General features: G+C 58.6%; 19 protein-coding genes. 9 read left to right on the top strand and 10 right to left on the bottom strand.

Annotated features, from left to right (window positions below; genetic code table 11):
* Window positions 1-94: 94 nt before the first annotated feature.
* The 5 genes from WFN87_RS04485 to pheP form a co-directional block, all read right to left on the bottom strand.
* On the bottom strand, window positions 95-520 hold the full coding sequence (locus WFN87_RS04485; RefSeq protein ID WP_336983017.1) for a hypothetical protein: 426 nt from the start codon (window positions 518-520) through the stop codon (window positions 95-97).
* 229 nt (window positions 521-749) lie between these two features.
* Window positions 750-1,118: a hypothetical protein gene (locus WFN87_RS04480; RefSeq protein WP_336983018.1), complete on the bottom strand. Its 369-nt coding sequence runs from the start codon at window positions 1,116-1,118 to the stop codon at window positions 750-752.
* A 176-nt stretch (window positions 1,119-1,294) separates the two neighbouring features.
* Entirely contained in the window at window positions 1,295-1,717 is a 423-nt protein-coding gene (locus WFN87_RS04475; protein WP_336983019.1) for a hypothetical protein, read from the bottom strand.
* Window positions 1,710-2,414, bottom strand: a complete 705-nt coding sequence (locus tag WFN87_RS04470) for a hypothetical protein (RefSeq protein ID WP_008454442.1) — start codon at window positions 2,412-2,414, stop codon at window positions 1,710-1,712. The genes WFN87_RS04475 and WFN87_RS04470 overlap by 8 nt, the downstream gene beginning before the upstream one ends.
* 252 nt (window positions 2,415-2,666) lie before the next feature.
* Entirely contained in the window at window positions 2,667-4,061 is a 1,395-nt protein-coding gene (gene pheP / locus WFN87_RS04465; protein WP_336983020.1) for a phenylalanine transporter, read from the bottom strand.
* Window positions 4,062-4,202: 141 nt separating this feature from the next.
* Here pheP and WFN87_RS04460 point away from each other — a divergent pair, with 141 nt between their 5' ends.
* From WFN87_RS04460 to WFN87_RS04435, 6 genes are all read left to right on the top strand, one after another.
* Window positions 4,203-4,598: a VOC family protein gene (locus WFN87_RS04460; protein WP_008454438.1), complete on the top strand. Its 396-nt coding sequence runs from the start codon at window positions 4,203-4,205 to the stop codon at window positions 4,596-4,598.
* Between the two features lie 125 nt (window positions 4,599-4,723).
* Window positions 4,724-6,433, top strand: coding sequence for an ABC transporter substrate-binding protein (locus WFN87_RS04455; RefSeq protein ID WP_442892310.1), 1,710 nt, complete (start codon window positions 4,724-4,726; stop codon window positions 6,431-6,433).
* Window positions 6,434-6,486: 53 nt separating this feature from the next.
* The gene (locus tag WFN87_RS04450; RefSeq protein ID WP_336708925.1) at window positions 6,487-7,446 is read left to right on the top strand and encodes an ABC transporter permease; all 960 of its coding nucleotides are present in this window, start codon (window positions 6,487-6,489) and stop codon (window positions 7,444-7,446) included.
* The gene (opp4C, locus tag WFN87_RS04445; RefSeq protein ID WP_166876640.1) at window positions 7,446-8,393 is read left to right on the top strand and encodes an oligopeptide ABC transporter permease; all 948 of its coding nucleotides are present in this window, start codon (window positions 7,446-7,448) and stop codon (window positions 8,391-8,393) included. The genes WFN87_RS04450 and opp4C overlap by 1 nt, the downstream gene beginning before the upstream one ends.
* On the top strand, window positions 8,390-9,370 hold the full coding sequence (locus WFN87_RS04440; protein ID WP_336983021.1) for an ABC transporter ATP-binding protein: 981 nt from the start codon (window positions 8,390-8,392) through the stop codon (window positions 9,368-9,370). Before opp4C ends, WFN87_RS04440 begins: the two co-directional genes overlap by 4 nt.
* Window positions 9,367-10,332 (top strand): ABC transporter ATP-binding protein, encoded by a 966-nt coding sequence (locus WFN87_RS04435; RefSeq protein WP_336983022.1) that lies wholly within the window; start codon window positions 9,367-9,369, stop codon window positions 10,330-10,332. The genes WFN87_RS04440 and WFN87_RS04435 overlap by 4 nt, the downstream gene beginning before the upstream one ends.
* A 9-nt stretch (window positions 10,333-10,341) precedes the next feature.
* On the opposite strand, the gene WFN87_RS04430 is transcribed toward WFN87_RS04435, so the two are convergent.
* Genes WFN87_RS04430 through WFN87_RS04415 form a run of 4 tightly spaced genes read right to left on the bottom strand, consistent with a single transcriptional unit; the run spans window position 10,342 to window position 16,982 of the window.
* On the bottom strand, window positions 10,342-11,961 hold the full coding sequence (locus WFN87_RS04430; protein ID WP_336983023.1) for a cyclic peptide export ABC transporter: 1,620 nt from the start codon (window positions 11,959-11,961) through the stop codon (window positions 10,342-10,344).
* Between the two features lie 33 nt (window positions 11,962-11,994).
* On the bottom strand, window positions 11,995-13,992 hold the full coding sequence (fhuB, locus tag WFN87_RS04425) for a Fe(3+)-hydroxamate ABC transporter permease FhuB (RefSeq protein ID WP_336983024.1): 1,998 nt from the start codon (window positions 13,990-13,992) through the stop codon (window positions 11,995-11,997).
* Window positions 13,985-14,845 carry an iron-siderophore ABC transporter substrate-binding protein gene (locus WFN87_RS04420; protein ID WP_336983025.1) on the bottom strand — a complete coding sequence of 287 codons (861 nt, stop codon included), beginning with the start codon at window positions 14,843-14,845 and terminating at the stop codon, window positions 13,985-13,987. Before WFN87_RS04420 ends, fhuB begins: the two co-directional genes overlap by 8 nt.
* 4 nt (window positions 14,846-14,849) lie before the next feature.
* On the bottom strand, window positions 14,850-16,982 hold the full coding sequence (locus WFN87_RS04415; protein ID WP_336983026.1) for a TonB-dependent siderophore receptor: 2,133 nt from the start codon (window positions 16,980-16,982) through the stop codon (window positions 14,850-14,852).
* A 180-nt stretch (window positions 16,983-17,162) separates the two neighbouring features.
* Here WFN87_RS04415 and WFN87_RS04410 point away from each other — a divergent pair, with 180 nt between their 5' ends.
* The 3 genes from WFN87_RS04410 to dcuR all read left to right on the top strand — a co-directional run bounded on the left by WFN87_RS04410 (window position 17,163) and on the right by dcuR (window position 20,330).
* Window positions 17,163-17,927: an AraC family transcriptional regulator gene (locus WFN87_RS04410; RefSeq protein WP_166876253.1), complete on the top strand. Its 765-nt coding sequence runs from the start codon at window positions 17,163-17,165 to the stop codon at window positions 17,925-17,927.
* Window positions 17,928-17,991: 64 nt separating this feature from the next.
* Window positions 17,992-19,614, top strand: coding sequence for a sensor histidine kinase (locus tag WFN87_RS04405; RefSeq protein ID WP_008454419.1), 1,623 nt, complete (start codon window positions 17,992-17,994; stop codon window positions 19,612-19,614).
* The gene (dcuR, locus tag WFN87_RS04400) at window positions 19,611-20,330 is read left to right on the top strand and encodes a two-component system response regulator DcuR (RefSeq protein WP_336983027.1); all 720 of its coding nucleotides are present in this window, start codon (window positions 19,611-19,613) and stop codon (window positions 20,328-20,330) included. Before WFN87_RS04405 ends, dcuR begins: the two co-directional genes overlap by 4 nt.
* Here dcuR and WFN87_RS04395 read toward each other — a convergent pair.
* Entirely contained in the window at window positions 20,311-21,279 is a 969-nt protein-coding gene (locus WFN87_RS04395; RefSeq protein ID WP_166994342.1) for an FAD:protein FMN transferase, read from the bottom strand. The genes dcuR and WFN87_RS04395 overlap by 20 nt on opposite strands.
* Window positions 21,280-21,336 lie beyond the last annotated feature (57 nt).

Genomic DNA, 21,336 nt, shown 5'->3' with positions numbered 1-21,336 from the left:
ACCCGTTTCTTTAGCGCAGCATGATAGCGTAAATCAGGGAGGATTAGTTGCCGGACGTTGCTACCGGCAACGTCCGGCACAGCAAAAGCAGCGGCTATCGGAAATTATAAATAACGGTGACCTGAATAATGTTTTTTTCTGCCAAATGGCTTACTGTGATCGTCTCCTCTGGGTCGTTCCCCTGCCAGCAAACAGCTTCGAAAAAACAATCATTTTGTTTTATATACCCTTTCGCATTCAGATAGGTATCAATTCTGCTGGAGTCAGCAACATCATAGAATCGGATCGCATGAATAAGTGCAGCAGGACCAGTAATATTCGCATAGTCAAAGTCGTACCGGGGGGAAATACGCGGCATTTCTCGCAGGATATCGGGAGTATAAAATTTATATTCCCGCTTGTCCTGCTCGGTGTAATGGGCGCTACCCGCGAACTCCATTGTTATATAAGGCCACGCCCACACCAGCCCGGCGATAATCACCACAGCGACCGCGGTAAAAATTTTTAAAGAGTTACGCATAAGGTAGTACCCCGTTTCTTCCATTATCGATATATGAGCCATCGGCGCTGACGACCCTGACAATGCCTGAGCGGAAGTCGCTCCACGGCCTGACGGTTTGCATAAAGTTATCCTAAATACGGAAAGGTGCCGGACGTTGCTATCGGCAACGTCCGGCACAGCATAATCAGCGGCTATCGTAGATTATAAATAACGGTGACCTGAATAATGTTTTCTTCTTTCAGATTGCTTACCGTAATCGTCTCCTCGGGATCGCTCCCCGCCAACATATCGCTTTAATATGGCACTCCTTTTGTTTTATATATCCCTTTCCTTCCAGATAGGCATCAACCCGACCGGAGTCATCAATATCATAGAAACTGATTGCGTGGATAAATGCGGCAGGCCCGGTAATGTTCACATAATTAAAGTCGTAGCGGGGGGAAATCCGCGGCATTTCTCGCAGGATATCGGGGGTGTAAAATTTATATTCCCGCTTGTCCTGTTCGGTGTAATGGGCGCTACCCTCAAAGCTCATCTCTATATATGGCCAAGCCCAGACCAGCCCGGCGGTAATCACCGCAGCGACCGCGATAAGCACTTTTAAAGCGTTACGCATAAGGCAACGTCCCTCCCTTTGCTTTATCGATATATGAGCCATCGGCGCTGGCAATCCTGACAATACCTGAGCGGAAATCGCTCCACGGCCTGACGGTTTGCATAAAGTTATCCTAAATCCGGGAAGGAGACGGACGTTGCTATCGGCAACTTCCGGTACAGCAAAAGTAGCGGCAATCAGTAGTCATAAATGACGGCGATCTGGATAATATTTTTTTCTGCCAAATGGCTTACTGTGATCGTCTCCTCGGGATCGCTCCCCTGCCAGCAAGCAGCTTCTATAAAGCAATCATTTTGTTTTACATACCCTTTTACATCCAGATAGGTATCTATTCTGCTGGAGTCAGCAACATCATAGAATCGGATCGCATGAATAAATGCCCCAGGCCCGGTAACGTTCACATAGTCAAAGTCGTACCGGGGGGAAATCCGCGGCATTTCTCGCAGAATATCGGGGGTATAAAATTTATATTCCCGTTTGTCCTGCTCGGTGTAATGGGCGCTACCCGCGAACTCCATTGTTATATAAGGCCACGCCCACACCAGCCCGGCGACAATCACCACAACGACCGCGGTAAAAATTTTTAAAGAGTTACGCATAAGGTAGTACCCCGTTTCTTCCATTATCGATATATGAGCCATCGGCGCTGACGACCCTGACAATACCTGAGCGGAAGTCGCTCCACGGCCTGACGGTTTGCATAAAGTTAGGCAAGTTGCCCTTGTAAGGTCTGGCGTTGGGGAAGATATCGGGGTCGGGAAACAACAGAGGCCGGAACGATTCGTTTTTCCAGCCGCCAATTTTGCCGTAATGATCCCAGCGTTTAAGCGCTTTTTCTCGGCTGACTACACGTAACATGCCAAAAGGTTTTGGGATAGAAACAACCCGATAGAACCCCAGCAAATTTGACACCAGATCCTCGCCGCTAAATCCGCTGTCCGTCACCAGGCTAACGGGGAATGACGCCTGCAGCCCTTCGAACTTGCGCGCCAACGACATCATCATTGCCAGCGCAATACTTCTGCGCTCAAGTGGGGTGCGGCCACGTTTAATCCGCCATTTAATAAATTTGCCCATTTTAATCAGTCGGCCCGGGCTGGTCATAGCCTGTGAATAAGCTACATCGTAATACTCCTTTTCCTGCCTTTCCCCCGAGTCAATGTCCCGCAACAAATTTCGTATATCGGTCCCCTGAGCGTGGCCCAAATCGACCCATCCCAGTACTTCTGTATAAATAAGACCATGGGAGATATCAACAGCAACCTCTCCACCAATTATATCACTCCGCTTGCTCATCGCTTTACACTCCTTGTTCAATAGATGAGATTTAATTTATGCAGTCACCTGTTTCATTCATCATAATTATATTACCCAGACATCACATCATTAAATATAATAACTCATAAAACAAACCCCTCTCGATTATATATAATCTCTCAAACCAGGAGATAAATTGCCACTGGAGAATATAAAATAAAAACTTAATTAATATTTAATTATAAATAACGCCAACCCGATTAAAAGCAGCTGGCGTTATTGGGGGGGACTTTAGTGGGTTTTACGGCGCAGCAGCTTAAAGGCAATAAAGAGGAACACTATCCAGGCCGGCAGCAGCATGGCAGACACGCGCATCCCGTCAATGGTACACATCAGCCCCAGCACCATCATCATAAAGGCGATGCACAGGTAGTTACCGAACGGGTAAAGCAGCGCCTTGAAGCGGGTTTCATGCCCCTGACGGCGCATCGCGCGACGGAACTTGATGTGCGCCAGCGAAATCATGATCCAGTTCAGCAGCAGCGTTGCCACCACCAGCGCCATCAGCAGGCCAAAGGCGTCATGCGGCAGCACATAGTTGAGGACGACAACCAGCGAAGTGATCGCGCCAGACAGCAGCAGTGAATTCACCGGCACGCCACCGCGGCTGACTTTCGCCAGGAATTTTGGCGCATTGCGCTGCACGGAGAGGCCGAACAGCATGCGGCTGTTGGAATACACGCCGCTGTTATAAACCGACAGCGAAGCCACCAGAATCACGAAGTTGAGCGCCGAGGCGACCACATTGCTGTTCAGCTCGTGGAAAATCATCACAAACGGACTGCTGTTGGACTTGATCTCCAGCCACGGGTAGAGCGAAAGCAGCACCACCAGCGAGCCGATATAAAACAGCAGAATGCGATACACCACCTGGTTCACCGCTTTCGGGATGGTGGTTTGTGGCGAACGCGCCTCGGCCGCCGTAATACCGATAAGCTCCAGCCCGCCGAACGAGAACATAATCACCGCGAGGGACAAAATCAGCCCGTGCCAGCCCGTGGCGAGGAAGCCGCTGTGCTGCCAGAGGTTGCTCACGCCCGCGCGCTCGCCGCCGTGGCCGGAAGCCAGCAGCCAGATGCCGAAGCCAATCATGCCGACAATCGCCAGCACCTTAATCAGCGCAAACCAGAACTCCATCTCGCCATAAAGGCGCACGTTCACGAGGTTCGCGGCGTTAATCACCACGAAGAACAGCGCCACCCAGGTCCAGGTCGGCACGTCCGGGAACCAGTACTGCATATAAATGCCGCCGGCGGTCAGCTCTGCCATGCCGACCAGCACGAACATCACCCAGTAGTTCCAGCCGGACAGGAAGCCAGCAAACGGCCCCCAATATTTATAGGCAAAATGCGAAAATGAACCAGAAACCGGCTCTTCAACCACCATCTCACCGAGCTGGCGCATGATCAGAAATGCAATGATCCCCGCCACGCCGTAGCCCAGCAGGACCGCAGGCCCCGCCATTTGGATCGCCGGGCCAATGCCGAGAAAGAGTCCGGTGCCGATCGCGCCGCCCAGCGCAATCAGCTGAATATGGCGATTCTGCAAGCCGCGCTGTAATTGATGGCCATCCTCCGGCCCCGCACACTGGCCCTGTGGCTCAGAGGCGACTGACGTGTTTTTCACGCCCTGCTCCTTTGTGATTTGTCAAAGGGGCACCTTTTAACACCTGAAGCTAAGAGTGGCAAGGAATGGTTACACTTCGGAAATAATCCTTGGTGAATGTTATGCTCACGCCCGTTTATCACCGGAGGAAAGGAGCAGGCATTGAAAACGCAAAAACGGGCGCTGGGCTGCGTGGCTATCGTCGTGGATGATTACGACAAGGCGATTGAATACTACACCCAAAAACTGGGCTTCACGCTTGTGGAGGACACGCCTCAAGAGGGAAAACGCTGGGTTGTGGTCACGCCAAACCCGGAAAGTGATTGCCACCTGCTGTTAGCCAAAGCCACCAACGAACGCCAGCAGGCTTCTATTGGCGATCAGTGCGGCGGCAGGGTTTTCCTTTTCCTTCACACCGATGATTTTTGGCGCGATCACGCCATGATGACGGCCAACGGCGTGCATTTCTGCGAAGTTCCACGAGAGGAAGAATACGGCACGGTTGCGGTCTTTGAAGATCTCTACGGCAACCGCTGGGACTTGCTCCAGCACAACTAATACGCTTTGTGGGGGCAAAGGAACAATTCGCTATAAGGCATAGCGTTTCGTTGTTAGACAGGCAAGATCCGGGCTTTTATCTTTCGTCATGATTTGTAAATTTTACAGCAAAAAATCTTGAGGGAATGCTATTGGCCAGGTTACTTGATGCATTACAAACAAAACCCACGCGCTTTCGCCTGGCCTTACAGGCAGCCCTGATTAGCAGCGTGGTGGCTTTCTCCGGCGCGGCGGCGGCCGATGACCTCTTAAAAGAGGGCATCACGCCCGCCACCGACGCCAGTCAAATCCCGGCCACGGCCAAGCTGCGCAAAGACACCGTGGTCGCCGGGATTTCCGAACCTCAGGGGATCTTCAACCCTTACTTCTTCGTTAACGGCTGGGATGAAAACGTCACCAACGTCATTTTCTCACGCCTGATCGACTGGGACAGCCATGGCAATCTGGTCCCTGGCCTCGCCGAAAGCTGGACGGTCAGCCCGGATGGCAAAGTCTATACCATCAAACTGCGCCCTGGCCTGACCTTTAGCGACGGTTCCCCGCTGACCGCCGAAGACGTCGCGTTCACGCTCACCGTGCTGTATGACCCGAAATATGATGGCGATACCGACATCACGCTCGCCAACATCGCGGGCGGTGCCGAATACAAAGCCGGGAAAGCCGACAGCGTCAGCGGCCTGAAGGTGATTGACCCGCTCACGCTGCAGGTCACCACCACCCAGCCGGGTGCGACCACGCCAGGCAAAATCGGCGGCCCCGTGCTATCGAAGGCGTACTACGGCAAAGGCTACCAGCGCGGCAACCTGGATTACCTGCGTACCCTGCACGGCAAACCGCTGGGCAACGGCCCGTATGTGTATGAGAAATACATCCCAGGGCAGGAAATTCGCTTCCACGCCAACACCCATTTCTATCGCGGCACCCCGCCAACGCCGCGCTTTATTTACCGCGTGACTAACCCGTCCACCAACTTCCAGCTGTTCCAGACCGGCGAGACGGATTACGACGCCTTTACTTCCCGCCCGGACGATATTGAGCAGCTAAAACTACTGGGCTTCGCCAATATCAACCTTTACGGCTCCAGCGACTACAGCAAGGTCGAATTCAACGTTCGCCGCCCGGCGCTGCAGGACGTAAAAGTTCGCCAGGCGCTGATCTACGGTCTGGATCGCCAAAAACTGATCGACGTGGTCTACCAGGGCTACGGCACGGTCGCCAACGAGCCGATCTCGCCGATCTCCTGGGCTTATAACCCGGAGGGCGTGAACCCGTATAAATTCGATCAGGCGCAGGCGAAAAAACTGCTGGATGAAGCTGGCTGGAAGCCTGGCCCGGACGGCATCCGCGTGAAGGACGGCAAGCGCCTGGAGCTGACGCTGCTGGTCAGCAAAAAAGTGCTGAACGACGCGCTGATCCCTATCGCCAAAGAGAACTGGCAGCAGATCGGCGTGCTGCTGAAGCCGCAGGTTGTCGACTTCAATGCCCTGATGGCGCAGCGTAAAGCGGGCAACTACGATCTGGCCTCCTTTAGCACCAGCACGCTGAACGATCCGCACGACGGCGTGTGGGATTACTACAGCACCGAAGCCAAAGAGTCCGGCTATAACAATCCGCAGGTGGACAAGCTGATTAACGAAGGCAACGCCACCCTCGACGAAGAAAAGCGCAAGGCGATCTACCACGAGCTGTATAAAGTACTGGCGGCAGATCCCCCGGCAATTCTGCTCGGCAACCGCAAAATCCTGTCCGCCAGCAGCGCCCGCGTCACCGGCTTTAAGCCAGACATTTACAACGGCCTGACCGGCAGCCTGCCGGATGTGAAAATCGTTAAGTAACGCAGTAACCCTTGCCGCCACCCTTTCACCGGGGCGGCGGCAGTGAGAACGTGATGAAAAATTTTATTCTGCGCCGCCTGCTGCAAACCCTGCCGATGCTGCTGCTCGCCTCGTTTATTATCTTTATGCTGTTTGCAAAAACGCCCGGGGATTTTATCGACGGCAATATTACGCTGACCGCCGCCCGCGCTGCCGAACTCAAAGCAATTTACGGCCTCGACCAGCCGCTGTTCACCCGCTACCTTCACTGGCTTGGGCAACTGCTGACGGGAGACCTGGGCTTCTCTCTGCAATATCAAATCCCCGTTAGCCAATTGCTGAACCAGTACATCTGGAACTCTTTCCTGCTGGCCGCCATTGCGCTGGTGTTTTACTGGGGGATTGGTCTGGCGGTGGGGATTGTTTCGGCCATGAGACCCAATTCGCTGTTTGATCATCTGGTCAGCGTGCTGGTGTTCGCCGCCATGTCTTTCCCGACCTTTTTCCTCTGCCTGCTGCTGATCAAGTGGTTCGCGGTAGATCTGCACTGGCTGCCCGTCGGCGGCATGACCAACACCGGCAGCGACGCCACCGGCTGGGCCTACGTCGTGCAGGTTGCCGCCCACCTTGTGCTGCCCGTACTCGCGCTGGTGATGCTGCAGGCGGGCAGCCTGACGCGCTACTTCCGCGCCAGTATGCTCGACGTGGTGAAAATGGACTTTATACGCACCGCCCGCGCCAAGGGGCTGCGCGAGCGTACCGTTATTCTTAAACACGCCCTGCGCAATGCGCTGCTGCCGATCATCACCCTGCTGGGCTTTGAGCTGCCGGGGCTGTTCTCCGGGGCAATCATTACCGAAAAGGTCTTTAACTGGCCGGGCGCCGGCCACATTCATATTGATTCCCTCGCCGCCCGTGACTACCCGGTTCTGATGGGCTTCACGCTGTTTCTGGCGGTACTGACCATCCTCGGCAACCTGATTGCCGACGTGCTTTACGCGTGGGCCGACCCGCGCATTCGGGTGAGGTCGTGATGCTCAGTTCTCTGTTTTCTACCAACCGCCGCCTGCGCAAAGCCGAAATTCCGGCGCTGGCACAGGTGACGCCTTCCCCGTGGCATCAGGCCTGGCAGGCGCTGAGGCGCAACCGCCTGGCGATGTTCTGCCTGATTCTGCTGATAGTGATGGCAATCTGGTGCGCCCTGGGGCCGCTCTGGTCGCCGTGGAAGGACGACGCCACCGACGCCCTGATGATCAACAAGCCGCCGGGCGAAATCCACTGGCTGGGCACCGACTTCCTCGGGCGCGATGTCTACACCCGCCTGCTGCTGGCCGGGCGCATCTCATTAATTATCGGCCTGCTGACCATGCTGCTCTCGGTCACCCTCGGCTACCTGCTCGGCGCGGTTTCCGGCTATCTCGGCGGCTGGACCGACAAACTGATTATGCGCCTGGCGGATCTGGTGATGACCATTCCCAGCCTGCCGCTGCTGATCGTCGCGGGCGCGATGCTGTCGGAGCTCGACTTCTCGCCGGAATCGCGCATTTACATGGTGGTTATCATGCTGAGCCTGCTGGAGTGGCCGAAGCTGGCGCGCCTGGTCCGCGGGCAAATCCTCTCCCTGCGCGAACGCGACTTTATGCTGGCGACCCGCGTATTAGGCCTTTCCGCCCGCCGCCGCCTGTTCGGGCACTTGCTGCCGAACACCATTCCAATTCTGGTGGTGATGGCGACGATGGCGGTGGCCAACGCCATTCTGATGGAGTCCGCGCTGAGCTACCTCGGCCTCGGCGTCGTGCCGCCCACGCCTTCGTGGGGCAACATGATGGACAGCGCCAACAGCCTGATCGACTTCCAGCGCCGCCCGTGGCTGTGGATGCCGCCGGGTATCGCCATTTTTATCACCGTGATCGCCATTAACGTGCTGGGCGACGGCCTGCGCGATGCGCTGGATCCGAAAATGAAGCGAGGCGCGAAATGAACGAAGCGCTGATTGAGTTCAATAACCTTTCCCTCTCCTTCGCCGGAGAGCATGGGCGCGTGCGTGCCGTGCAGGACGTATCGTTTACCGTTCGCGCCGGGCAAACCGTCGGCGTCGTCGGCGAGTCAGGCTGCGGCAAAAGCGTGACCGCCATGTCGCTGATGGGGCTGCTGCCTCCGCAGGCGGCACGTATCGACGGCGGCGAAATCCTGTTTCAGGGGAAAAATCTGCTGGGCCTGAAGCCCGCGCAGATGGCAGATTTGCGCGGCAACGAACTGGCGATGATTTTCCAGGAGCCGATGACCGCCCTGAACCCGGTGCTGACTATCGGCGACCAGCTTTGCGAGCCGCTGATCCGCCACCGGGGCGAAACGCCCAAGGCCGCCTGGCAGCTGGCGACACAAATGCTGACCGACGTCGGGCTGGCGCGAGCGGAAAGCCTGATGGCCAGCTACCCGCACCAGCTTTCCGGCGGGATGTTACAGCGCGTGATGATCGCCATGGCACTGAGCTGTCGGCCAAAGCTGCTGATCGCCGATGAGCCAACGACGGCGCTGGACGTCACCGTTCAGGCGCAGATCCTGCGTCTATTGCGGGATCAGGCTCGCCAGCACCGTATGGCGCTGATGCTGATCACCCACGATCTCGGCGTTATCGCCCAGATGGCCGAACACGTCGTGGTGATGTATGCCGGGCGCATCGTTGAGCAGGGGCCAACGGCGGAGGTGCTCCGCAATCCGCTGCACCCTTATACCAAAGGGCTGATTTCTTCCCGGCCTGTTCCCGGCGAACGCCGCCGCAGGCTCTATTCGATCCCCGGCCAGGTGCCCGATTTAGCCGCCCTGCCGCCCTACTGCGCCTTTACCGATCGCTGTGAACGCGCCACCGATCGCTGCCGCCAGGGCATTCCGGCGCTGCTCGGCCAGCAGCGCCAGGCCGCCTGTTTTTACAGTGAGTTAGCGGAGTCCGCATCGTGAACACTCAGTACGTGATTGAAGTCGAAGGGCTCAAAAAACACTTCCCGCTGCGCGACGGGCTTTTTGGCCAACAAACTGGTGAGCTGCGCGCGGTCGACGGCGTCAGCTTCAACATTCGCCAGGGCACGATTTTCGGCCTCGTGGGCGAGTCCGGCAGCGGAAAAACCACCGTTGGCCGCACCCTGCTTGGCCTGTATGACAAAACCGCCGGTAGCGTGAAGTATCGCGGCAAAGAATTGAGTGAGTTGAGCGCCAAAGAATCGCGGGCGCTGCGCCCCAAAATCCAGCTGGTATTTCAGGATCCTTACAGCTCTTTAAACCCGCGCATCCGCGTGGGCGATGCCATCGGGGAAGCGATGCTGGAGCACAAGCTGTGCACCCGCGCCGAACTGCGGGACAAGGTGCTGGAAGTGATGAAGATTTGCGGGCTGGCACCGCAGCATTACACCCGTTTCCCGCATGAGTTTTCCGGCGGCCAGCGCCAGCGCATCGGTATTGCCCGCGCGCTGATCCTTAACCCCGATTTTATTATTGCGGACGAACCGATCTCGGCGCTCGACGTCTCCATTCAGGCGCAGATCATCAACCTGTTTTCCGATCTGCGCGACGAACGCGGCGTGACGTTTCTGTTTATCTCGCACGATCTCGGCGTGGTGGAGCACCTCTGCGACGACGTCGCGGTGATGTATCTCGGCCAACTGGTGGAAACCGCCAGCCGCGACACGCTGTTCAGCCGACCACTGCACCCGTATACGCAGGCGCTGTTAGCCGCGGTTCCGACGCTGGATCCGGACAGCGAGCCGGTGGCCGCCATTCAGGGCGAAATCCCCGATCCTTCTCGCCCGCCTGCCGGCTGCCGCTTCTCCTCGCGCTGCCCGCTGGTCACCGACCGCTGCCGCCAGGAGGTCCCGGCGCTGCGGGAAGTGGGCGATGCTCATCGCGTCGCGTGTCATTTGGTGTAACTCTGTGATTCAGGCAGACAGCGGCCTGAGTACGCTGTCTGCCACCACCTGCCCTGACTCAAGCTTGATCAGCCTGTCCGCCAGCGGGAAATAGCGGTCGTCGTGGGTAATGGCGAGCACCGTTTTGCCTTCCGCTTTCAGCATCGGCAGCAGCACTTTGTAGAACACCTCTTTAAAACCGGGATCCTGATCTGCCGCCCATTCGTCAAACAGATAAAAAGGCCGGTTCTCCAGCCATGCCTGCAGCAGCGCGAGACGTTTACGCTGCCCCTGAGAAAGCGCGGTGGTCGAGAAACGCCCGCCCCGGAAGGCCACTTTGTGGTCGAGCTTCAGCAGGTGCAGCAGCTTATTCACCTGGTCCGCCGTGCGCTCGTGGACGTTATCCACGTCATCGAACAGGAAGAAATCATTGAATACCACGGCAAAATGCTGGCGGTAGATCTCACGCTGCTCGGGCGTTATCAGCCTGCCGTTTAGTCGGAGGTCGCCGCTGTCCGGCGGGTAAAGGCCCACCAGCAGATTGGCCAGCGTGGTTTTCCCGCTGCCGTTGCCGCCCACCAGAAAGACCAGCTCGCCCTGAGTGAAACGAAGATTAAGCGGCCCGAGAGTAAAACGTTCCCCCTCTTCGCCCTGATATTCGTAACGAATATCGGCCAGCTCAAGGCCGTCAAAACGCGGCGGGCTTTTCAGCGGCAGCAGCTTTTCCTGTGGCAGATCGGTTTTAAGCTGGGCGATTCGCTGGAGCGCGATGCGGGCGCTGGTCACCGTCGGCAGCGCCGATAAAACGCCTTCCACCGGCACAATCATGTACAGAAAAATCATCGTGTAGCCGGTCATCACCGCCGAATTCAGCGCCAGCGACTCCCGCAGCCAGTAAAGCACCACGCCGATAAACGCGAAGAACAGCACGCTACCCCAGCTCTTCGCCAGGCCGTAAAACACATACCCACGAGTGCGTTCGATGCGCACCGCCTCGATATTCTCGCTCAGCGGTCCGTCGACAAAATGTCGCCTGCGCGACGGGTTCAGGCGAAACTCGCGCCCGCCATCGAACAGTTTTTTACACTGGGCAATCAGCGTATCTTCCCGCTGCCGCGAGCTACGCAACAGCCCCAACGCTTTACCGTGGGCGGCGCGGTAGCCCATCGCCCCCAGGCCAAGCACCAGCAGCGCCAGCAGCAGGACCTGCCACGACAGCGTGCCGAGGTAAATCAGGCAGCCGATAATCGCCGCCCCATAGATAAGCAGCCCCGGCAGGCTGACGAAAAAGACCACCAGCGTGTCGAGATCCTGAGTCAGAATGGACACCGCTTTTGCCATGCCGGTTTTCTCCAGCTGCGCCCAGGCGGTTTCGCTGACGTGATCCACCACGTCTTTGCGCAGCGTGGCCTTCACTTTTTGCCCGAGCCACATAAACAGCGTTTCGGCCAGCACGCGGGTGCCCAGCATTAACGCGGCCAGCAACACAAACTGCAGCGCCACGTCGGCCAGCCCGCCGGGCGGCAGCGTCAGGCTATGGTTGATCACCGCCAGCAGCGAGGCGTTGCTTAACCCGCTGACCACGCTGGCAAACGCCGCCAGCACCAGCCAGCCGCCCACCAGGCGGAACAGCATCATTAACAGAGACATTGTTACTTCCTTTTCGACATTACTCTGCCGGCGCTATTGTTGATGTGTATGCGCCCGGCTACGGATCAGCGGCCATACCAGCAGCGGTACGCCGACCAGCGACGCCACCAGCCCCACGGGCAGCTGACGCGGATAGAGAAAATTGCGGCCCATCCAGTCCGCCAGCACCATAATCAGCGCGGACAGCAGCGCGGCGGTGAACAGCTGCGCCATCGGGCGTTTCGCGCCGGCTTTTCTCGCCAGATGCGGCCCCAGCAGCCCGACAAACGACACCGGCCCGACGATCAGCGTGGCCAGCCCGGTCATCAATGCGGCCAGCGCCAGCACGCTAATCCTCGCCCTGGCGACATTCACGCCCAGCGAACCGCTCACCTGCCCGAGCGGCAGCAGCAGTAGCCAGCGTTTGCACAGCGGAGAAACCGCCAACAGCAGCAACATGGCGAAGAACACGCCGATGGCGATGCCGTTATTGACGTAGTAGGTGCTGCCGGTCATCAGCTGCAGCAGCATCGAACTGGCCTGGCGGTTATTCAGCATCACAATGCTGGCGATGGCCTGGAACAGCGCGTTCAGCGCCAGACCGTTCAGCAGCACCCGCTGCGGGTTAAAGGCACTCTGGCGGCTGCTCCACAGCGTTACCAGCAGGCTGATCAGCGCCCCGGCGGCGCTGCTGAGAATCATCAGCCCCGTTCCGCTCGTCGGGAACAGCAGCAGAAATGCCGTCACGCCCATCGCCGCCCCGCCGCCAATGCCGAGGATCTCCGGGCTTGCCAGCGGGTTACCGCTGACGCGCTGCATCAACACGCCCGCCGCCGCCAGCAAAGCCCCGGCGCTCAATGCCGCCAGCAGGCGCGGCAGGCGCATCGGCAGCAAAGCGGGTTGCTCCGCAAGGGTCGTCCAGTGCCAGCCGTGCAGCCCCTGGCCGACAAACAGCGACAGCACAACAGCCACCAGCAGCAGCGCAGAAGCCATGCCCGCTGGGAAGCGCACGCCGCCCGCTTCGCCTTCGTAAGCTGAAGGCGTGGTATCCAGTACCTGGTGCCGGGCCTTGCCCGCCAGCAGGATCAGCAGCGGGCCGCCGGTCAGGGCAGTTAACATCCCCACCGGCAGCAGCTGCCCGTCCAGCAGCGTGATACGGCTGACGCACAGGTCGGTGAACCACAGCAAACCGGCCCCAATAAGCAGCGAGTGGCTGAGCATTTGCCGGGTGGTACGCGCCCCACCTAAGCGCGCCAGGTGCGGGGCGGCCAGGCCGATAAAACCAATCACCCCGACGCTGTTAATGATTAAGGCGCTCATCACCAGCGCCAGCGCCATCGCTACCGAACGGATCAGCAGCGGAGAAGCCCCCAGGCTGCTCACCATCGCCTCCGGGAGCCTGAGCAGGGCCAGCGGGCGCAGCAACAACAGCAAAGCCAGGCCACACAGCCCGAGCCAGGGCAGAATCGCCGTCACGCCGCTCCAGTCCTGCTGCGCCAGCGAACCGCCGCCCCACATCAGCACCGACAGCAGAAAACGGTCGTTGATCACCGCCATGATCATCGTCAGCGAGCCGCACCACAGGTTGACCAACATCCCCGCCTGAATCATCACCAGCGGCGACAGACGCTGCCGCCAGGAAAGCAGCAACACCAGCAGCAAAGCGACAACTTCCCCGGTAATCACTATGCCGGTTCGTGCAGAGAGCAGCGTCGCCGGGAACCACATCGACGCCACACCCAAAGCCAGCGTTGCGCCGGAAGTCATGCCGAGGGTAATCGGTTCCGCCAGCGGATTGCGCAGCGCCCGCTGCATCAGCCAGCCGCAAAGGGCCAGTACGGCGCCGCCGAGTAAAGCCATCACCTGGCGTGGGAACCACATGGAGTGCAGGATCACCGCCTGCGCGTCGGCCATTTTCGAGCTAAACAGCACGTTCAGGCCGTGAAGAAGCCCGTCGTACTGCGCGACGTTTTGCAGCGCCATGACGATGCTCGCCAGCCAAAGCCCGGCGATCAGCAGCCAGGAAGCCGTCGTTTTTCCCGTCTCAGCCATGCTGCCACCCCGCCACGATTTGCCCCAATGCTTCGGCAATGCGCGTGGCCGTCACAAGCGCACCACCGGAATTGAATTTTTGCGCCGGGAACGCCAGCTGAGTCGGAGAGGTGAGCGGCAGGCGCTGCCAGAGCAGTGAACTCTGCCAGCGTTGGATCTGCGGCCATTGCCCGTCCTCCGGCAAAAGAATCAGCCCGGCATTGTCTGCCCCAATGCGCGTCAGCTCAACCATAGCCTCGCCCTGCGCGTTAACGCCGCCGCGCCAGGCATTGCTGAAACCGCAGCGCGACAGCACATCTCCGGCGAGGCTGCCCGTGCCGTAAAGCCGCATATGCAGCGCGTCTACCGGCGTGGCGATAAACAGCGGACGTTGATAAGCAGAAGCGGATTCTCTGGCACGAATCGCAGCCTGCTCAAAAGCCGCCGTGACCGCACGAGCCTGCGCCTGGCGCTGGAGTACAACAGCCAGCTTATCGAGGGAAATTTGCCATTCGGCGAGACTGCCGGTTGGCAGCGTCAGCGTGGGCGCAATACGATCCAACTGAGGCTTAAGAAGCGCGTGACCCGGCGTGATAACGATCAGACCGGGCTTCAACGCATACAGGGTTTCGAGGTTTGGCTGAAACAGCAGGCCGATATCCACCACGCTGGCGGGCAGTTCCGGCGTGCCTATCAGCTTGCGATACCAGTCGGGGGCCGATACCGACTGCGGCGTCACGCCAAGCGCCAGAATCAGCTCAGTCAGCCCCCAGTCCAGCACCGCCAGGCGCTGCGGAGGCCCGGAAACGGCACCAGCCGCCCCGATAAACGGGGCGGCCAGCGCAAAGGTCAGTAAACGTCTGCGGGAGAGCATTCGCTTACCACTGGTAGCTTAACGTGGCCACGTACTGACGCTTAACCGCGTACTCACAGCCGTTGTTTTGGCAGGCTGCAAGGTAGGTTTTGTTCGTCAGGTTAGCGGCGTTAAGGGCAACCTGCCACTGGCGGTACTGCCAGCCGATGCGGGCGTCATACACCGTGGCGCCCGGCACCTGCAGCGAGTTATCCGTTGTCGCATAGCTTGGGCCGACATAGCGCACGCCGCCGCCGAGGGAGAAACCATCCAGCGGGCCGCTGAACGCGTACTGGCTCCAGAGCTTGGCCAGGTTGCGGGAAATGCCCATCGGGTGTTTGCCTTCGCTGCCGTCGTTCGCCTGCAGCACTTCCGGGTCGGTCAGCGAGTAGGATGCGAGGATCTGCCAGGCTGGCGTGACGTTCACTTTACCTTCCAGTTCGATCCCACGGGAGCGGATCTCTCCGGTCTGCACGCTGTAATTCACATGATCGGGATCCGGCGTGGCGACGTTGGTTTGACGCAGATCGAACAGCGCCAGAGTAAACAGCGCGTCCATTCCGACCGGATCGTACTTCAGCCCAACTTCGGTCTGCTTGCCTTTGGTTGGCTTAAACGCATTGCCGTTAAACCCGGTACCCGCGCTTGGCACAAACGAGGTGGAATAGCTGATGTACGGCGCAATGCCGTTATCAAAGTGGTACAACAGCCCCGCACGGCCGGTGGTGGCGTAGTCATTGCGCGTCTGGTGAGAACCGTCCAGCAGGTTGGTCGCTTTGGTTTGCGCGCTGTCATACCGCCCGGCGAGGCTCATCACCCAGTTGTCCAGCGTCAGCTGATCCTGCAGGTAAAGCCCCGTTTGATCCATCGTCGAATGGCTGTTGCTGGTAAACGCCGGGATCTCGACCGGCGTGCTGTAGTCCGGGTTGAGGTAATTCAGCGGCACAGCGTCGCCGTAGCCCGCCTGGCTGCGCACCGAGGAGTGCATCACATCCACGCCGAGCAGCGCGGTGTGCGACACTGGGCCGGTATCAAAGCGGAGCTCGCCCTGGTTATCCGCCGCAAAGTTGCTCATCGTTTCGGTAAGGTTCATGGAGTAGCGGTCAACCAGCGGCTGGGTTGGGTACGTCCCGAACGGGTACACCATGCGGTAATCGGCGCTGCTGCTGATGTAACGCACGTTCTGGCGCAGCGTAATGTTATCGTTCAATTCGGTACGGAACTGATAGCCGATGCTGCCCTGCCTGCGGGTGTAGGTATCAAAGCCCGGCTGGCCGCCGTAGAAGTGGGTGCCAATATTACCGTTCGGGTTGTTCACCAGCGTGCCTTTGACCGGCAGCATGTTGTAGAAACCGGTGTCAGGATCCTGGCGCAGCTGGGCCAGCAGCGTCAGGCTGGTGCGATCGTTTGGCTGCCAGGTCACGGACGGCGCAATGTCGTAGTGCTGGTAGCGGGTGTGATCGACCTGCGTTTTGGTGTCGAAGAAGGTGCCCGCCACGCGGCCAAGCCACTCTTTGCTGTCGGTTAGCGGGCCGGTGACGTCAAAGCCGGTGCCAAACTGGCTGTTATTCCCGGCGCTGACGTAAACCTGGCCGCCCGGCTGGGCCTGCGGCGTTTTGCTGACAAGATTCACTACGCCGCCGGGGTTGGCCTGGCCGTAGAGCACCGAAGCCGGACCTTTGACCACTTCAATGCGGGAGAGCAGGAACGGATCCCACGCCGGGCGGCTCCACCAGGCTTCGCGCGGCAGGCGCAGGCCGTCCAGATATTCGTCGGCTTCAAAACCACGCACCATGATGGTGTCAAAGCGGGTATCCGGGCCGGCATCTTCCGAGGAGACGCCCGCGACGTAGCGCAGCGTCTGGGGAATGTTTTTTGCCGCCATGGCCGCGATTTGCGCCTGTGTCACCACCGAAATACTCTGCGGCGTGCGGCTAATCAGCGAGCTGGATTTGGTGCCAGCCACCGCCTCATGTGCCACCACATTGGTTTCATCTTCCTGCCCGGAAGAAGAAGGTGCCGTGGCCGTAACAACCATCGTGCTGTCCTGTGCCGCCGGTTTGTCCGCTGCATGGGCAAAGCCCGCGCACGCCGCAAAGACCGCACAACTTAACGCCTTTAAAGGCATGTTCCCGTTTACCCATCCGCCCTGTTTCATATCGACCGTATCATGTTATAAGAAGAGGATCGAAATGATAATTATTCACCTTTAAAAGAGAAGAGCACCCGTGGCAGAATAGCGCGATCGGTTGACGGGATATCGCAAAGCGGACAGAGATTGTCTTAACGCGCTACTGCATCATGAAATGGCGAGAATCGGACGAACGGCAGGCAACAAATGATAAAGCAATTCACACAGCAGAGTCCGCAGGAAGCGTTTCTGGAAGTACGAGAACTCCATTATAGCGCAGGAAGCCAGGAGCCGTTTCACGCCCACGAGCAGGGCCAGCTGATTTACCCGGTCAGCGGCGTGGCAAAAATCCGCAGCGAGCAAAACGTCTGGGTCGTCGCCCCTGGCCACGCGCTTTGGCTGCCGGGGCGACTGCCTCACGGCCTGGAAGCCATCGGCAACGTGGTCACCCACAATCTCTACATGACGCCAGCGGCTTCTGCCGCGTTCAGCCGCCACAGCCGCAGCCTGGCCGTCACGCCGCTGTTTCAGTCCCTGACCGTCGCTGGACTGGAAAAACCCGCCGACCCGCAGCGAAGCCAGCTATTGCACGACCTGCTGCACAACGAGCTGCTGCGCCTGCAGGATATTGCCCTGTGCCATATCACCCTCCCCCACGACAGGCGTATTCGCCAGCTTTGCGATGCGCTGTGCAGCGACCTTTCCCAGCGGGAAACCCTGGCCTGGTGGGGAAAACGGGTCGGCGCAAGCGAAAGAACCCTGGCGAGGCTGTTCCGGGAAGAGACGCAGCTCAGCTTTACCGAATGGCGGCAGCAAATGCACCTGGTGGAAGCCGTCTGCCACCTTGCGCGCGGTACCACCATCAGCAATCTTTCCAGCACGCTCGGCTACGCCAGCAGCAGCGCGTTTATCGCTATGTTCAGGAAAAAGCTGGGCGTTTCCCCGCAGAGGTATATTGGCCGCTATCTCTGACACGGCTTTTACAATCCGGTTCCATCGGCGATAATCACCGTTTGCGCCCCGGACCGGAACAACCATGAGCGACACGAAGCCCCCGCAAACGACGGCCAAGCGCCCGATGAAACTCAGCACCTCGGTGACGCTGATGCTGTGCGCCGTTATCGGCTCGGTGCTGCTTGTGGTTTACGCCCTGTACTTTATCCAGATCAGCAACGCCACCCGCAGCGGCCTGAAAGACACCGCGCTGGCGGTGGCGAGAACCCTGGCCGACGATCCGACGATCAAATACGGCCTGACGCAGCCCCACAGCAAAGACATTATTCCGCCGGTAGCCACCCGCGTGCAGGAGCGTAACGACCTGCTGTTCGTGGTGGTGACCGACATGAACGGCATTCGCTATTCGCACCCCCAACCCGGCAATATTGGCTCGCATTTTATTGGCGACGACATTTTCCCGGCGCTGGAGGGCAAAGAGAATGTGTCGATCAACCACGGCGTGCTGGCGGAAGCCCTGCGCGTCTTTACGCCGGTCTATAACGAACAGCATAAGCAGATAGGCGTGGTCGCCATCGGCATCTCGCTGAGCAAAGTGGACGAGCAGATCAGCAAGAGCCGCTGGAGCGTGCTCTGGACGGTGTTGTTCAGCGCCCTGTTCGGCTCGCTCGGCACCTGGGTGCTGGTGCGTGTGCTGAAACGCATTCTGTTCGGCTTTGAGCCGTATGAAATCTCCGCGCTGTTCGAGCAGCGCCAGGCTATGCTGCAGTCCGTTAAAGAGGGCATTATCGCCGTTGACCGCGAAGGCCGCGTGACGCTTATCAACCACGCGGCGCGCAAAATGCTGCTCTCCCCGGACGATTTCCGCCTCGGTAAAACCGTGCCGCCGGGGCCGCTGGTGGCCACGCTGTGCGAAGTGCTGCACACCGGCACGCCGATTCAGGATCGGCAAATCATCAGCTATGGCCGCCTGGTCTTGTGTAATGCGGTGCCAATTCGTATAAATAATCAGGTGATCGGCGCCATCAGTACCTTCCGAGACAAGACTGAAATCAATTTGTTGACCCAGCGTGTAGACGGCATGGTGAATTATGTCGACGCGCTGCGCGAGCGCTCGCACGAATTTATGAATAAGCTGCACGTCATTCTTGGCCTGCTGCAGCTTAAGCATTACGACAAGCTTGAAGAGTACATTCTGCAAACCGCCAGCAATTACCAGACGGAAATTGGCACGCTGCAGAGCAAAATTAAGTCGCCGGTGATTGCCGGGTTCCTGATTGGCAAGATTAACCGCGCGCGGGAAGCGGGCCACCATCTGGCGCTTGCCGACGAATGCCAGCTGCCGGACAACCCGAACGAACTTCAGGTGATGGCGCTGATTACCGCGCTGGGCAACCTGATTGAAAACGCGCTGGACGCGATGGGCGACCAGCCTGATGGCGAAGTAGGCGTGCTGCTGCACTACCAGAACGGCGTGCTAAGCGTGGAAGTCAGCGACGACGGACCGGGTATAGAGCCGGACCATATTCAGTCTATTTTTGACAAAGGCTACTCCACCAAAGGCGAGCAGCGTGGCGTGGGGCTGTTCCTTGCCAGGCAGCAGCTTGAGCGCCTTGGCGGCAGTATTCAGGTGGAGTCAGAACCCGGCGTCTTCACCCAATTCTTTGTGCAGTTACCCTGGGATAGTGAAAGGAACAATGCGTGATTAATGTCTTAATTGTTGATGATGATGCGATGGTTGCGGAGCTTAACCGCGCCTACGTCAGCCAAATCCCGGGCTTTAGCTGCTGCGGTTCCGCCTCCACGCTGAAACAGGCGCAGGAGATGGTCAGCAACCCGGAGCTAAAAATAGATCTGATCCTGCTGGATGTGTATATGCAGCAGGATAACGGCCTGGATCTGCTGCCGACGCTGCGTGAAGCGGGAAAAACCATCGATGTGATCGTTATCTCCTCGGCGGCGGACGCGGCGACTATCCAGAAGTCGATGCACTACGGCGTGGTGGATTACCTGATCAAACCGTTCCAGTTCCCGCGCTTTGAAGAAGCGTTAACCAACTGGCGCGAAAAGAAAAACCTGATGGGCACCCACAAATATTACGAGCAGGCGGACGTTGACCGACTGCTGCACGGTGGCTCCCCGGTGGTGGCGGACGCCAAGCGCCTGCCGAAAGGGCTGACGCCGCAAACGCTGCGCACCATTTGCCAGTGGATCGACACCCATCCGACGGAAGAGTTCTCCACCGACGAACTGGCAGCGGCGGTAAATATCTCTCGCGTGTCATGCCGTAAGTATCTGATCTGGCTAGCGCAGATCAATATCCTGTTCACCAGCATTCATTACGGCATGACCGGCCGCCCGGTGTACCGCTATCGCCTGCAGGCCGAACAGCTTGGCCTGCTCAAGCAGTACTGCCAGTAATCAGCCGGTAGCTGTCATCCAGTAACGTAAAGCGGAACTGGCTGGCGGAAGAGAGAATAATCTCTCGCTGTTTGGTGACAAAAATCGCCTCGATATCGGGGCGATTCGCCAGCACTGCGCCGCCCTTTTCTAATCCCATGCCGTAAATCAACGTCGTCCAGATGTCCCCATCCAGCGAGTCAGTCGAGACGATCGTCACGCTATCCAGGTCGTTATCCAGCGGGTAGCCCGTGCGCGGGTCGAGAATATGGTGATAGCGTTTGCCGTCCAGCTCGAAATAGCGCTCGTAAACGCCGGATGTCACCACCGATTTGTTCGCCACCTCAATCACGCCCAGCATCTCTTCCGGGCCGCTAAACGGCTTTTTCAGCCCGATGGTCCAGCCGCCTTCCGGCGAGCCCAGCGTCTGCACGTTGCCGCCGAGGTTAATCAGCCCCTGCGCCACGCCCTGCCGCTGCAGGAAGTCGCGTACCCGGTCGGCAATATAGCCCTTGGCTATCGCGCCCAGGTCTATTTCCATCCCGCTATGTGCCAGATAAACGCTGCCTTCGGCTTCGTCCAGCACCACCTGATGCGGCTGCGTGCGCGGCAGCAGCGCGGCGATGTCTTCTGCCGGCGGAACGCTATCGCCCTTGAAACCAATCTTCCACCGCTTCACCAGCGGGCCAATGGCGAGATTAAAAATACTGTCGGGGAACAGGCTGGCGGCTTTGGCGCATTTGATAAGCTCGAACACCGGACGGCTGACGGCAACCGGATGTTTGCCCGCCGCGTGATTAATGCTCATCACCTGGGATTCGGCCCGGTTCACGGTGAGCAGATCTTCGTATTGTTTGATCAGGCGGAACACCTGAGAGGCGAGAGTTTCGTTGGGTTCGAACAGCTTGAGGAGAATGGGCGAGCCCATTAAAACGGCGGAGTAGCCATAAACACCTTCGGGTTGCGACATAGCGGGCTCCTTTTGCTGAAAAGGTTGCGCCCCGGCGAGGGCCGGAGCGCAGTTGGG

The organism is Cedecea sp. AS113 (genome assembly GCF_037152415.1).
Taxonomy (GTDB): domain Bacteria; phylum Pseudomonadota; class Gammaproteobacteria; order Enterobacterales; family Enterobacteriaceae; genus Cedecea.
This window is presented reverse-complemented; position numbering and strand designations above follow the sequence as displayed.

Bases quoted from the DNA above. Each gene is read 5' to 3' on its own strand.
- fhuB (WP_336983024.1), bottom strand. From the start codon at position 13,992: ATGGCTGAGACGGGAAAAACGACGGCTTCCTGGCTGCTGATCGCCGGG.
- WFN87_RS04420 (WP_336983025.1), bottom strand. From the start codon at position 14,845: ATGCTCTCCCGCAGACGTTTACTGACCTTTGCGCTGGCCGCCCCGTTT.
- WFN87_RS04450 (WP_336708925.1), top strand. From the start codon at position 6,487: ATGAAAAATTTTATTCTGCGCCGCCTGCTGCAAACCCTGCCGATGCTG.
- WFN87_RS04415 (WP_336983026.1), bottom strand. From the start codon at position 16,982: ATGAAACAGGGCGGATGGGTAAACGGGAACATGCCTTTAAAGGCGTTA.
- WFN87_RS04440 (WP_336983021.1), top strand. From the start codon at position 8,390: ATGAACGAAGCGCTGATTGAGTTCAATAACCTTTCCCTCTCCTTCGCC.
- WFN87_RS04475 (WP_336983019.1), bottom strand. From the start codon at position 1,717: ATGCGTAACTCTTTAAAAATTTTTACCGCGGTCGTTGTGGTGATTGTC.
- WFN87_RS04430 (WP_336983023.1), bottom strand. From the start codon at position 11,961: ATGTCTCTGTTAATGATGCTGTTCCGCCTGGTGGGCGGCTGGCTGGTG.
- WFN87_RS04485 (WP_336983017.1), bottom strand. From the start codon at position 520: ATGCGTAACTCTTTAAAAATTTTTACCGCGGTCGCTGTGGTGATTATC.
- WFN87_RS04410 (WP_166876253.1), top strand. From the start codon at position 17,163: ATGATAAAGCAATTCACACAGCAGAGTCCGCAGGAAGCGTTTCTGGAA.
- WFN87_RS04455 (WP_442892310.1), top strand. From the start codon at position 4,724: ATGCTATTGGCCAGGTTACTTGATGCATTACAAACAAAACCCACGCGC.
- WFN87_RS04395 (WP_166994342.1), bottom strand. From the start codon at position 21,279: ATGTCGCAACCCGAAGGTGTTTATGGCTACTCCGCCGTTTTAATGGGC.
- opp4C (WP_166876640.1), top strand. From the start codon at position 7,446: ATGCTCAGTTCTCTGTTTTCTACCAACCGCCGCCTGCGCAAAGCCGAA.
- WFN87_RS04480 (WP_336983018.1), bottom strand. From the start codon at position 1,118: ATGCGTAACGCTTTAAAAGTGCTTATCGCGGTCGCTGCGGTGATTACC.
- WFN87_RS04470 (WP_008454442.1), bottom strand. From the start codon at position 2,414: ATGAGCAAGCGGAGTGATATAATTGGTGGAGAGGTTGCTGTTGATATC.
- WFN87_RS04405 (WP_008454419.1), top strand. From the start codon at position 17,992: ATGAGCGACACGAAGCCCCCGCAAACGACGGCCAAGCGCCCGATGAAA.